Source organism: Clostridium oceanicum (assembly GCF_039521385.1).
Classification (GTDB): Bacteria; Bacillota; Clostridia; order Clostridiales; family Clostridiaceae; genus Clostridium_F; species Clostridium_F oceanicum.
Map to the genome: position 1 here is coordinate 95731 of NZ_BAAACG010000013.1, position 11802 is coordinate 107532.

The window sequence follows — 11802 nt, forward strand, 5'->3', positions numbered from 1 at the left end:
TACTGATGAACATATTATTTGTTTGTACAGGTAATACTTGCAGAAGTTGTATGGCGGAAGCTATATTTAATTCAATAAAAGATTCAGATAAATACATTGCAAAATCAGCAGGAATATATGTAGTACATAATAGTATTTCTTCAAATAATGCATGTAAAGTATTGAAAGATAATTTAAATATAGATATTTATAATAGAGAAGCTGTTCAAATAAATAATTATAGTATATCAGAAGCTGATTTAATACTGACAATGACCTATGACATAAAAGATTTATTGATAAAAAATATTCCTGAAATTTCTGAAAAAACTTTTTGTATAACTGAATACTCAGGAGAAGAGGGAGAAATTCCAGATCCTTTTGGTAAAAACATAGAAGTATACAATAATACATATAACTATATAAAGAAAAATATTTTATTAATTTTGAAAAAATTAAAAGAAGATAAGCATTATTTATAAGTGTTATGTCTTCTTTTTTTGCAAAATATAATTTTATAAACATTATGGAGGTGTTTTTAATGAAAATAGCATTAGGTAGTGATCACGCTGGATTACCTTTAAAGAAACAAATAATAGATCACTTAGAAAGTAAAAAAATAGAAATAAAAGATTTTGGAACTTATACAGAAGATTCTTGTGATTATCCAGATTACGCTATGAAAGTAGCAGAAAATGTAGCTTCAAAAGAATTTGAGCTTGGAATACTAATTTGTGGTACAGGAATTGGAATAAGCATAGCTGCTAATAAAGTTCCAGGAGTAAGAGCTGCGTTATGTGGAGATACATTTAGTGCTCATGCATGCAGAGAACATAATAATGCTAATATATTAGCATTAGGACAAAGAGTTACAGGTCAAGGCTTAGCTTTAGATATAGTTGATACTTTCTTAAATACAGAATTTGAAGCTGGAAGACATGAAAGAAGAGTTAATAAAATATCACAAATAGAAGAAAAATATAGTAAGTAATATTTAGGAGGATATATAAATGAGTAAAGTTACACAAATAGCACACCCATTAATTCTACATAAACTAACTTTGATAAGGGATAGAGAAACAGGTTCAAAAGATTTTAGAGAACTTGTAGAAGAAGTAGCTATGCTTATGGCATATGAAGTTACTAGAGATTTACCTTTAGAAGATGTTGAAATTAAAACACCAATATGTACAGCTACTTGTAAAAAATTAGCTGGTAAAAAAGTAGCAATAGTACCTATATTAAGAGCAGGACTTGGAATGGTTGGAGGAATGATTAAACTAATTCCTGCAGCTAAAGTTGGACATATAGGATTATATAGAGATGAAAAAACATTAAAACCAGTAGAATATTTTTGTAAATTACCACAAGATATAGAAGAAAGAGAAGTTATAGTTACAGATCCAATGCTTGCTACAGGAGGATCTGCTATAGATGCTATATCACTTCTTAAGAAAAAAGGTGCTAAGCATATAAGATTAATGTGCCTTGTAGGAGCTCCAGAAGGAGTTAAAGAAGTTATGAATGCTCATCCAGACGTTGATATATATTTAGCTTCAGTAGATGAAAAATTAAATGAAGATGGATATATAGTTCCAGGTTTAGGAGATGCAGGAGATAGATTATACGGAACAAAATAATACAGTATTAATAATAGAAATTCAGGTGATATTTATATTGCCTGAATTTTTCTTATTAATACCGTAAATATATATAAAATATTTTAACACTACTTTTAATTAATTAAGTTTTATTATAGAATAAAGTGAAGTTATATTTTTATTATGTGGTTTTAGTTTTGGAAATAAAGGAGGAAATATGGGTAGAATAGATAAAGATAATTATTATTTAGATATATGTGAAACTATTTTAGAAAGAGGAACTTGCATAAGAAGAAACTTTGCAGCTATAATTGTTAAGAATGATGAAATAATATCTACAGGATATACAGGAGCGCCTCGAGGTAGAAAAAATTGTAGTGATTTAGGTTATTGCATGAGAAACGAATTAAAAGTGCCAAGAGGTACAAGATATGAATTGTGTAGATCTGTTCATGCAGAACAAAATGCAATAATTTCAGCAAGAAGACAAGATATGCTAAATTCTACTATGTATATTGTTGGTAAAGAATATGAAACATCTCAGTATGTTTTGAATGCATCACCATGCGCTTTGTGTAAAAGATTTATTATAAATGCAGGTATAGATAAAGTTATTATAAGAGATACAAAAACTAAATACAGATCTGTTTTTGTAAGTAAGTGGATAGAAAACGACGAATCTCTTACAGATGAAGTTAGTTACTAAGATTGTATAAATTAAGGAGACTTTACTATGAGTAGTAAAATATACGTATTAGAAATTATTATAGCATTTGTTTTATCAATTGTTTTAACACCTTTAGTAAAAAAATTAGCTTTTTATATTGGAGTAGTAGATATACCTAAAAATAAAAGGAAAATACATAAAAAACCAATACCTCTTCTTGGAGGGGTAGCTATGTACATATCTTTTATTGGAACTCTTATATTTAAAAGAGGACCTTTAACTTTAGGCGAATTAGGAATAGTTTTAGGTGCAACTATAATAGTACTAGGTGGAATAATAGATGATAAATTTGATATATCTCCTATAAGCAAAATATTATTTCAATTAGGAGGAGCAGTATGTCTTATTATTTTTGGGGTTAAAATCAATTTTATAACAAATCCTATTAGTAATTCAGTCTTATACATAGACTTACATATGTTAGCTATACCTATCACTATAATCTGGGTTATAGCAATAACTAATGCTATAAACTTAATAGATGGATTAGATGGTCTTGCAGCAGGAATAGCACTTATTTCTTCTATAACTATGTTTGTAATATCTATATTAAATCAAAGATGGGAATCTGCTATGTTAACTAGTATATTAATTGGATCTATATTAGGATTTTTACCTTATAATTTTAATCCGGCAAGTATATTTATGGGTGACACTGGGTCTCAATTTTTAGGGTTTTTGTTAGCGGCTATTTCTATAGAAGGTGCTATTAAATCAGCAACAGCTTTTGCTATTGTTGTTCCTATTTTAGCTTTAGGATTGCCTATATATGATACTTTATTTGCTATGGTAAGAAGAAAAATAAATGGCAAACCTATAATGCAAGCTGATAGAGGTCATTTACATCATAGATTGTTAGATATGGGATTAAATCAAAGGCAAGTAGTAATAATAATGTATTTAATAAGTGCAGTTTTAGGTAGTTTTGCAATACTTGCTATGCAATTAAGTAATAGAAGAGCCTATTTTTTATTAGCTGTGATTATGCTAATATTTATAATATTGGCTTGGAAATGTGGATTTTTTAAACATAAAGAATAATGGAGGGGAAAGGTTTGGAAAAAATAAATATTATAACTATATTTGGAACTAGACCAGAGGCCATAAAAATGGCTCCTTTAGTAAAGGAATTAGAAAAAAGAGAAGAAATATGTAATAAAGTTTGTGTTACAGCACAACATAGGGAAATGTTAGATCAAGTATTAGATTTATTTGATATAAAACCAGATTTTGATCTTAATATTATGAAAAGTAAACAGACTCTTACAGGAATAACTAATAGGGTTTTAGAAGGATTAGAGGATGTATTTATAAAAGAAAAACCAGACTTAGTATTAGTTCATGGAGATACAACAACAACCTTTGCAGGCGCTTTAGCAGCTTTTTATCAAAAGATAAATATTGGACACGTAGAAGCAGGACTTAGAACTTTTGATAAGTATTTTCCTTTTCCAGAAGAGATGAATAGGAAACTTACAGGTTCTATGGCAGATTTGAATTTTGCTCCAACAAAATCTTCTAAAAGCAATTTACTTAGAGAAGGTATAAAAGAAAAAGATATATTTGTTACAGGTAATACTGTAATAGATGCTATGAATTTCACAGTAGAAGAAGATTATAAATTTAGTAGAGAAGAGCTTAATACTATAGATTATAAAAATAAAAAAGTTATAATGGTTACAGCTCATAGAAGAGAGAATTGGGGAGAAGGCATAGAAAATATATGTAATGCTTTAAAAGATATAGTATGTGCCCATGAAGATGTAGAAATAATATATTTAGTTCATTTAAATCCTGTGGTAAGAAATACAGTAAATAGTATATTAGGAGGACTTAAAAGAGTACATTTACTTGATCCTTTAGATACAAAAGAAACTCACAATTTAATGAATAAATGTTATATGGTTATGACAGATTCAGGTGGACTTCAAGAAGAAGCTCCTCATTTAGGAAAACCTGTATTAGTTTTAAGAGGAGTTACAGAAAGACCGGAAGCTGTTGAAGTTGGAACAGTAAAATTAGTAGGAACAGATACTAATTTTATAAAAAAAGAAGCAGAAAAATTAATAACAGATAAAGAAAGTTATAGTAATATGAGTAAAGCTACAAACCCATATGGAGATGGAAATGCTTCAAAAAGAATAGCAGATAGTATACTATATCATTTTAAAAAGTTAAAAGATAAACCGGAAGAATTTAAGTAAAACTTTATAATTTAATTATTATTTTATTAAATAAAGGATATAATTTAAAAAAATTATATCCTTTATTTATATTTAAAAATTTTGTATTTATAAATAATATAGAGATTTTTGTACAAAATATATAGAAAGAAAGAGTATTTTAGAAATATTAATATAAAATAAATATTAAATTTGTTTGAACAATTTATGTTGAATTTTTTAAATATTGTTAATCGTATTATATTTTTATTCATAAATAAAGTTGGTAAAAGGCGAATTTTTATGGATATATATAGAAAAAATAGTGTTATATGCATAAAAAAGGCAAATTGTAAACGATAAAGTAGAAAATTGAAAAGAATTATAAGATTCTGTATATTCTGATAAATGAATCAATTTTGATAAAATATTTTGCAATTAAGAAATATGTATTAACTTGGCGAGAAATAGTTCTAACCCAAGATAGATTTGATAAATTAAATAAAATCATAGGAAAAACAGAAAAATGACTAAAATTCAGATTTTATTTATTTGCAAGATAAGTTATATAATGAATTAACAAAAAGATAACTCCGGAGGAATTGTAATTGGGAAAAGAAGTTAATAAAGTTGTGACAAAAATTTTAACTTTAAATTTCTTAATTGGATTTGTATTGTTTTTTATTATTCAATTTACTTTTAAGAAATATGGTTTATATTTTTTGCTAGGATTGCTTTTAGCCACAATAAATTTAATGATGAATACAATAGTTACCCAAATGGTACTTATAAAAAATAAAAATCATTTTTTTAGTATTATAGGGTTTGTATTAAGAGTTTTAACAGTAGCATTATCTGTTGTGTTTATATATAGCTATAATCTTTATTATGCTATAGCTTTTTTATTGGGTTATTGTGCAAACTTTATTTCCATAATTATATATGGAATAACTTTAGCTAAAAATAAGGCATAAAGGAAGTGATGATTTGGAGAGTTTTCCTATATTATTTAATCTAAATTTATTTGGATATAAAATTGGAATTACTTCAAGTGTTTTAATTCAATGGATTATTATATTAGTTGTAGCATTAACTGGTATAATTTTCACTAGAAACTTAAAAAAAGTACCTGACAAGAAACAAACAGTAATAGAAATGATGTTTAATTTAGTTGATGACTTAGTTAGACATAATATGGGTGAAGATGCTAGGGCCTTTATTCCTTTTATTGGGGCTATGATGATTTACATACTTTCAATGAATTTTATGGGGCTTATAGGATTTAAACCACCAACTTCAGATTACAGCGTAAGTTTAGCCATGGCATCTGTATCTTTTCTAGTAGTACAGGGATATGCCATTAAGAAATCAGGAATTATTAATTATTTAATAGGATATGGTAAACCCTATGCATTTTTAACACCACTTAACATTATAGAAAGAGTTATGCTTCCTGTATCTTTAAGTTTAAGATTATTTGGTAACATGACTGCAGCAGTTATAATAATGGACTTAGCTTATTCATCTTTAAATAAACTAAGTTGGATAGCTCAAGTAGCTATACCAATACCGTTACATGTATATTTTGATTTGTTTGATGGAACTATTCAAATGGTTATCTTTGTTATGCTTACAATGATTAACATAAAAATTATATCTGAAGAATAATTTAATTTTTAAGGAGGAAAAATTATTATGGAAAATATAGCATTATTAGGAGCAGGAATAGCAGCTCTAGGATGTATAGGTGCAGGAATTGGAACAGGAAATGCAACAGGAAAAGCAGTTGAAGGGGTTTCAAGACAACCAGAAGCTAGTGGAAAAATCATGAATACTCTAATCATAGGTAGTGCCTTTTCAGAAGCAACAGCAATATACGCTTTAATAGTAGCGCTTTTATTAATATTTAAATAATATAGAATAACTTTAATAGTACCTAATTTTGTTAGGTACTTATATTAAGCCTGAAGGGAGGCTTCTATATAGATGGGCGTAAGTACTTCTACAACGATTATAACTATAATAAATTTTTTAATAATACTTTTTGTAGTAAAACATTTTTGGTTTGAAAAAATTAGTTTAGTAATAGATGAAAGAAGAAAAGACATAATGACTAATATAACTCAAGCTAAAGAAGATAAAGAAAATGCTAAAAAATTAAAAGAAGAAAATCAGTTAGCATTAAGTAATGCAAAGCAAGAAGGGAAAAGCATAGTAGAAAAATATAAATCAAAAGCAGAAAATGTTTATGATGATATATTAAAAGAAGCTCGTAGTGAAGCAGATAAAATTATAGAGCGTTCAAGAATGGAAGCTGAAAGAGAAAAGAAAAAAGCTCAAGAAGAGATAAAAGTTCAAGCTGTAGATTTAGCAGTAGAAGTTTCATCTAAAGCATTAATGAAATCTATAGATGAGCAGGAGCATAGAAGACTTATAAAAGATTTTATAAGTAAGGTAGGTATATAACATGTATGAATATTTAGATAGAAGATATGCTAAGGCTCTTTATGAAGTAGCTGAAGAAAAAGGAAAAGTAGATAAGTACATAAGTGATTTAAAAGAAATAGTCCACTTAATAGAAAATGATGAGACTATACAACAAGTCATAAGACATCCAGAAATAACTACTTCAAAAAAGAAAAGCATATTTACAGAAATATTTAAAGGAAAAATAGATAATGAACTTTTATCTTTCTTATTAGTTCTAATAGAAAAAAATAGAATTCTCTATTTAAAAGAAAAATTAAAACAATTAGAATATATAGATTTAGAGAAAAAGAATATACTTATTGCTAATGTAAAAACATTTTTGCCACTTTTAGAAGATGAAAAAGAACAATTAAAAAATAAACTAACACAAGTGTATAACAAAAAGATCATAATGAAAGAAGAAATAGATAAAAGCATAATAGGTGGAGTTTATGTTAGAGTTGGCGATGATGTTATAGACGGAACTATTAAAACTAAGCTTAAAGATATGAAAGAAATAATGCTTAAGAGAGAATAGAGGTGAGCTTATGAATATAAAACCTGAAGAAATAACATCGATTATAAGAAAACAAATACAAAAATTTGATAATAAAGTAGATACTATAGATTCAGGAACTATTATTCAAATTGGAGATGGAATAGCAAGAGTTTATGGTTTAGATGATTGTATGGAAGGTGAACTTATAGAGTTTCCAAACAATGTATATGGAATGGCTTTAAACTTAGAACAAGACAACGTAGGTTGTGTTTTACTAGGCTCAGAAGAAGGTATAAAAGAAGGAGATATAGTAAAAAGTACTGGTAGAGTTGTAGAAGTTCCAGTTGGAGATGCTTTAGTTGGAAGAGTAGTTAATTCACTAGGAAAAGCTATAGATGGTAAAGGTGCTATTTTAACTACAGAAACAAGACCAGTTGAAGTTAAAGCTCCAGGGGTTATTGGAAGACAATCAGTAAAAGAACCACTACAAACAGGAATTAAAGCTATTGATTCTATGATACCTATAGGAAAAGGACAAAGAGAATTAATCATAGGAGACAGGCAAACAGGAAAAACTGCTATAGCTATAGATACTATACTTAATCAAAAGGATAAAGATGTAGTATGCATATATGTAGCAATAGGTCAAAAGCAATCAACAGTAGCTCATATAGTTAATGACTTAACTAAAATGGGAGCTATGGACTATACTATAGTTGTATCATCTACTGCATCAGATTCAGCTCCACTACAATACTTAGCACCTTATGCAGGTTGTAGTATGGGTGAATATTTTATGCATAAAGGAAAAGATGTACTTATAATATATGATGATTTGTCTAAACATGCTGTAGCTTACAGAACTATGTCATTACTTTTAAAAAGACCACCAGGAAGAGAAGCATATCCAGGAGATGTTTTTTATCTTCATTCAAGATTACTTGAAAGATCAGCTAAGTTATCAAAAGAATTAGGTGGAGGATCTTTAACAGCACTACCTATAATAGAAACTCTTGCAGGTGATGTAACTGCATATATACCAACTAATGTTATATCTATAACAGATGGTCAAATATTCTTAGAATCAGAATTATTTAATGCAGGACAAAGACCGGCAGTTAATGCAGGTATATCTGTATCAAGAGTTGGTGGAAATGCACAAATAAAAGCTATGAAGCAAGTTACTGGAACTTTAAGATTAGAACTTGCTCAGTATAGAGAGTTAGCAGCATTTTCACAATTTGGATCTGATTTAGATAAAGAGTCTAGAAAAAGACTTGAAAAAGGTAAAAGATTAGTAGAAATATTAAAACAACCACAATATAGGCCTATGTCTGTAGAAAAACAAATAATGATTCTTTATGCAGGAGTTAATAACTTCTTAAATGATATACCAGTAAATAAAATTTCTGAATTTGAATCAGGATTGTTTGAATATATAGATACTCATCATAGAGATATATCTAAGAAAATAATAGAGAACAAAAAAATGACAGATGATATAAAGAAAGAATTGAATAGCTCTATAGAGGAATTCAAAAAAGTATTTTTATCAGAGATGTAATAGAATTCATATCTCTGAAGGAGGTTAAATATGGCAGGAGCAGGGCTTATTGGTATAAAAAGAAGAATAAAATCTGTAACTAACATAAGGAAAATAACTAAGGCTATGGGTCTTGTAGCTACTGCTAAACTTAGAAAAGCGAGAGTTAGTTTAGAAATTGATAAAAATCATTATAATCAATATCAATTAGTTATGAATGATGTAGTTAACAGTATAGAAGAAAAGAATCTTTATGTGGACGGCAATAAAAGTAAAAAGAAATTATACGTTATACTTACATCTGATTCTGGGCTTTGTGGTAGCTTTAATGCAAGTGTAATAAATACTTCTATAGATGAAATAAACAAAGATAAAGATAATGCAGAAGTTATAGTAGTTGGACAAAAGGGAAGGGCATATTTAAAAAAATTAGGTGTTAAAACTATATCAGAATATGTTGATATGCCTAATGTGCCTACAATAAAAGAAGGTAGAACAATAACTGACAATATAATTAATTTATATGAAGCTAACAAAGTTGGAGAAGTATATGTAGTTTATTCTGAATTTTACTCTGCAGTTAAGCAAATAGTAAAAACAGAAAAAATATTACCTATTGAGAGAAAAAAAGAAAAAGTATCTTCTAATGATCCTTATGTTGAAATTTCTCCAGAAAGTGATAAGTTTTTAAAGGTATGTATGAATAATTATATAAAAGCTAATATAATGAATTTCTTATTTAATTCTAAAGCTAGTGAACATGGATCAAGAATGACAGCTATGAATGGATCCACAGACAATGCTAATGATTTACTAGATAAATTAACTTTGAAATTTAATAGATTAAGACAAAGTGCTATAACCCAAGAAATATCGGAAATAGTAGGAGGGGCAGAAGCACAGAAGTAATGGAGGTGTACTATGCCAGATAATATAGGAAAAGTAATTCAGATAATAGGACCTGTAATAGATATAAAATTTAATTCTAATAATTTACCTAATCTTTTAGATGCATTAGAAATAACTTTAAAAGATAGAAAAATTATAGCAGAAGTTGAACAGCATATAGGAGACGATGTTGTAAGAGCCATTTCTATGGAAAATACAGAAGGCTTAAAAAGAGGTATGGAAGTTACTAATACAGGAAGACCTATAATGGTTCCTGTAGGAAGTCCAGTTTTAGGAAGATTATTTAATGTATTAGGTAATCCTATTGATGGTGCCGGTGAAGTAGATACTAAGGATTTTTATCCTATACATAGATCTGCTCCAAGTTTTGAAGAACAATCTGTAGAACCTGAAATATTTGAAACAGGTATAAAAGTTATAGATCTTTTAGCGCCTTATGAAAAAGGTGGTAAAATAGGATTATTTGGAGGAGCTGGAGTTGGAAAGACAGTATTAATACAAGAACTTATAAATAATATAGCAAAAGAACATGGAGCTTTATCAGTATTTACAGGTGTTGGAGAAAGAACAAGAGAAGGTAACGATCTTTATTATGAAATGAAAGAATCTGGAGTAATAGATAAAACAGCTTTAGTTTTTGGTCAAATGAATGAACCACCAGGATCTAGAATGAGAGTTGCTTTAACTGGTCTTACAATGTCTGAATATTTTAGAGATAAAGGGCAAGATGTTTTGCTTTTTATAGATAACATATTTAGATTTACTCAAGCAGGATCAGAAGTTTCAGCACTTTTAGGAAGAATTCCTAGTGCCGTTGGATATCAACCTACACTAGCTACTGAAATGGGTGCTCTTCAAGAAAGAATAACATCTACAAAACATGGATCAATTACTTCAGTTCAAGCAGTATATGTTCCAGCAGATGACTTAACTGACCCTGCACCGGCAACTACATTTACTCATTTAGATGCTATGACAGTTTTATCAAGATCTATAGTTGAACTTGGAATATATCCAGCAGTAGATCCTCTAGAATCTTCATCTAGAATGTTAGATCCTAGAATTATAGGTAAAGATCATTATGAAACTGCTATAAAAGTTAAAAATATTCTAGAAAGATATAGAGAACTTCAAGATATAATAGCTATTCTTGGAATAGATGAGCTTTCAGAAGAAGATAAACTAGTAGTAGGTAGAGCAAGAAGAATACAAAGATTTTTATCACAACCATTTACTGTAGCAGAGCAATTTACAGGAATGGAAGGTAAATATGTTTCTATAAAAGATACTGTTGAAGGATTTAAAGGAATACTTGAAGGAAAATATGATAATATACCAGAACCAGCTTTCTTATTTAAGGGAACTATAGAAGAAGTTTTAAAAGAAGCTGAAAAAATAAAAGAAGGTAAATAATTTATTACTTTCTTTTATAGATTTATTTGGTAGAAGGAGATTAGTATGAAAAATAACTTAGAGTTTACTATATTCACTCCTCAAAAACAAATAAAAATAGGAGAAGTAAAAGAAGTAATAGTAGAAACTATAGAAGGAAGTTTGGCAATATTACCAAAACATATTTCTATGATCGCTTATTTAAAACCTACTGTTACCCAATTTGTAAATTTAAATGGTGAAAAGAAAAATATTTTTACATCTACAGGTACACTAAAAGTTAAAGAAAATAATGTGTACATAATATGTGATTCTGCTGAATATCCTGAAAATATAGATTTAAAAAGGGCTAAAGAAGCTAAGGAAAGAGCAGAAAAAAGATTAAGAGAAAGTAAAGATAAAATAGATGTGAAAAGGGCTGAAATGGCACTTTTTAGGGCTGTTTCAAGAATTAAAGCTAAACAAATATAAAGTTTTTTAGAATGGTTTAAATATTAAACCATTCTTTTTTTTATGAGTAA

Annotated in this window: 15 protein-coding genes; all 15 read left to right on the top strand. The window is 28.1% G+C overall.

Annotation, left to right across the window (positions count from 1 at the left end; all coding sequences use genetic code 11):
- Positions 1-5: 5 nt before the first annotated feature.
- The 15 genes from ABDZ71_RS14425 to ABDZ71_RS14495 all read left to right on the top strand — a co-directional run bounded on the left by ABDZ71_RS14425 (position 6) and on the right by ABDZ71_RS14495 (position 11752).
- Positions 6-461 carry a low molecular weight protein arginine phosphatase gene (locus ABDZ71_RS14425; protein WP_343762608.1) on the top strand — a complete coding sequence of 152 codons (456 nt, stop codon included), beginning with the start codon at positions 6-8 and terminating at the stop codon, positions 459-461.
- A 59-nt stretch (positions 462-520) separates the two neighbouring features.
- Positions 521-970 carry a ribose 5-phosphate isomerase B gene (rpiB, locus tag ABDZ71_RS14430; protein WP_343762610.1) on the top strand — a complete coding sequence of 150 codons (450 nt, stop codon included), beginning with the start codon at positions 521-523 and terminating at the stop codon, positions 968-970.
- Positions 971-989: 19 nt separating this feature from the next.
- Positions 990-1619, top strand: a complete 630-nt coding sequence (gene upp / locus ABDZ71_RS14435; protein ID WP_343762612.1) for a uracil phosphoribosyltransferase — start codon at positions 990-992, stop codon at positions 1617-1619.
- 178 nt (positions 1620-1797) lie between these two features.
- Entirely contained in the window at positions 1798-2286 is a 489-nt protein-coding gene (locus ABDZ71_RS14440) for a deoxycytidylate deaminase (protein WP_343762614.1), read from the top strand.
- A 27-nt stretch (positions 2287-2313) separates the two neighbouring features.
- Positions 2314-3348, top strand: coding sequence for an MraY family glycosyltransferase (locus ABDZ71_RS14445; protein ID WP_343762616.1), 1035 nt, complete (start codon positions 2314-2316; stop codon positions 3346-3348).
- 14 nt (positions 3349-3362) lie between these two features.
- Positions 3363-4511 (top strand): non-hydrolyzing UDP-N-acetylglucosamine 2-epimerase, encoded by a 1149-nt coding sequence (wecB, locus tag ABDZ71_RS14450; protein WP_343762618.1) that lies wholly within the window; start codon positions 3363-3365, stop codon positions 4509-4511.
- Between the two features lie 566 nt (positions 4512-5077).
- Positions 5078-5443: an ATP synthase subunit I gene (locus ABDZ71_RS14455; RefSeq protein ID WP_343762620.1), complete on the top strand. Its 366-nt coding sequence runs from the start codon at positions 5078-5080 to the stop codon at positions 5441-5443.
- Positions 5444-5456: 13 nt separating this feature from the next.
- Complete coding sequence (locus tag ABDZ71_RS14460; RefSeq protein ID WP_343762621.1) at positions 5457-6137, top strand: F0F1 ATP synthase subunit A; 681 nt, start codon at positions 5457-5459, stop codon at positions 6135-6137.
- A gap of 27 nt (positions 6138-6164) precedes the next feature.
- Positions 6165-6383, top strand: a complete 219-nt coding sequence (gene atpE, locus ABDZ71_RS14465) for an ATP synthase F0 subunit C (RefSeq protein ID WP_343762622.1) — start codon at positions 6165-6167, stop codon at positions 6381-6383.
- Between the two features lie 72 nt (positions 6384-6455).
- Positions 6456-6935, top strand: a complete 480-nt coding sequence (locus ABDZ71_RS14470) for a F0F1 ATP synthase subunit B (protein WP_343762624.1) — start codon at positions 6456-6458, stop codon at positions 6933-6935.
- Between the two features lies 1 nt (position 6936).
- Entirely contained in the window at positions 6937-7476 is a 540-nt protein-coding gene (locus ABDZ71_RS14475; RefSeq protein WP_343762626.1) for a F0F1 ATP synthase subunit delta, read from the top strand.
- A 10-nt stretch (positions 7477-7486) separates the two neighbouring features.
- Positions 7487-9001, top strand: a complete 1515-nt coding sequence (atpA, locus tag ABDZ71_RS14480) for a F0F1 ATP synthase subunit alpha (protein WP_343762629.1) — start codon at positions 7487-7489, stop codon at positions 8999-9001.
- Between the two features lie 30 nt (positions 9002-9031).
- The gene (gene atpG, locus ABDZ71_RS14485; RefSeq protein ID WP_343762631.1) at positions 9032-9889 is read left to right on the top strand and encodes an ATP synthase F1 subunit gamma; all 858 of its coding nucleotides are present in this window, start codon (positions 9032-9034) and stop codon (positions 9887-9889) included.
- 12 nt (positions 9890-9901) lie between these two features.
- The gene (gene atpD, locus ABDZ71_RS14490) at positions 9902-11302 is read left to right on the top strand and encodes a F0F1 ATP synthase subunit beta (protein WP_343762633.1); all 1401 of its coding nucleotides are present in this window, start codon (positions 9902-9904) and stop codon (positions 11300-11302) included.
- A gap of 45 nt (positions 11303-11347) precedes the next feature.
- Positions 11348-11752, top strand: a complete 405-nt coding sequence (locus tag ABDZ71_RS14495) for a F0F1 ATP synthase subunit epsilon (protein WP_343762635.1) — start codon at positions 11348-11350, stop codon at positions 11750-11752.
- The last annotated feature ends 50 nt before the right edge of the window (positions 11753-11802 follow it).

What these genes read in the sequence shown, in the direction of transcription:
- ABDZ71_RS14425 (WP_343762608.1), top strand. Translation starts at nt 6, where the DNA reads ATGAACATATTATTTGTTTGTACAGGTAATACTTGCAGAAGTTGTATG.
- rpiB (WP_343762610.1), top strand. Translation starts at nt 521, where the DNA reads ATGAAAATAGCATTAGGTAGTGATCACGCTGGATTACCTTTAAAGAAA.
- upp (WP_343762612.1), top strand. Translation starts at nt 990, where the DNA reads ATGAGTAAAGTTACACAAATAGCACACCCATTAATTCTACATAAACTA.
- ABDZ71_RS14440 (WP_343762614.1), top strand. Translation starts at nt 1,798, where the DNA reads ATGGGTAGAATAGATAAAGATAATTATTATTTAGATATATGTGAAACT.
- ABDZ71_RS14445 (WP_343762616.1), top strand. Translation starts at nt 2,314, where the DNA reads ATGAGTAGTAAAATATACGTATTAGAAATTATTATAGCATTTGTTTTA.
- atpE (WP_343762622.1), top strand. Translation starts at nt 6,165, where the DNA reads ATGGAAAATATAGCATTATTAGGAGCAGGAATAGCAGCTCTAGGATGT.
- ABDZ71_RS14470 (WP_343762624.1), top strand. Translation starts at nt 6,456, where the DNA reads ATGGGCGTAAGTACTTCTACAACGATTATAACTATAATAAATTTTTTA.
- ABDZ71_RS14475 (WP_343762626.1), top strand. Translation starts at nt 6,937, where the DNA reads ATGTATGAATATTTAGATAGAAGATATGCTAAGGCTCTTTATGAAGTA.
- atpA (WP_343762629.1), top strand. Translation starts at nt 7,487, where the DNA reads ATGAATATAAAACCTGAAGAAATAACATCGATTATAAGAAAACAAATA.
- atpG (WP_343762631.1), top strand. Translation starts at nt 9,032, where the DNA reads ATGGCAGGAGCAGGGCTTATTGGTATAAAAAGAAGAATAAAATCTGTA.
- atpD (WP_343762633.1), top strand. Translation starts at nt 9,902, where the DNA reads ATGCCAGATAATATAGGAAAAGTAATTCAGATAATAGGACCTGTAATA.
- ABDZ71_RS14495 (WP_343762635.1), top strand. Translation starts at nt 11,348, where the DNA reads ATGAAAAATAACTTAGAGTTTACTATATTCACTCCTCAAAAACAAATA.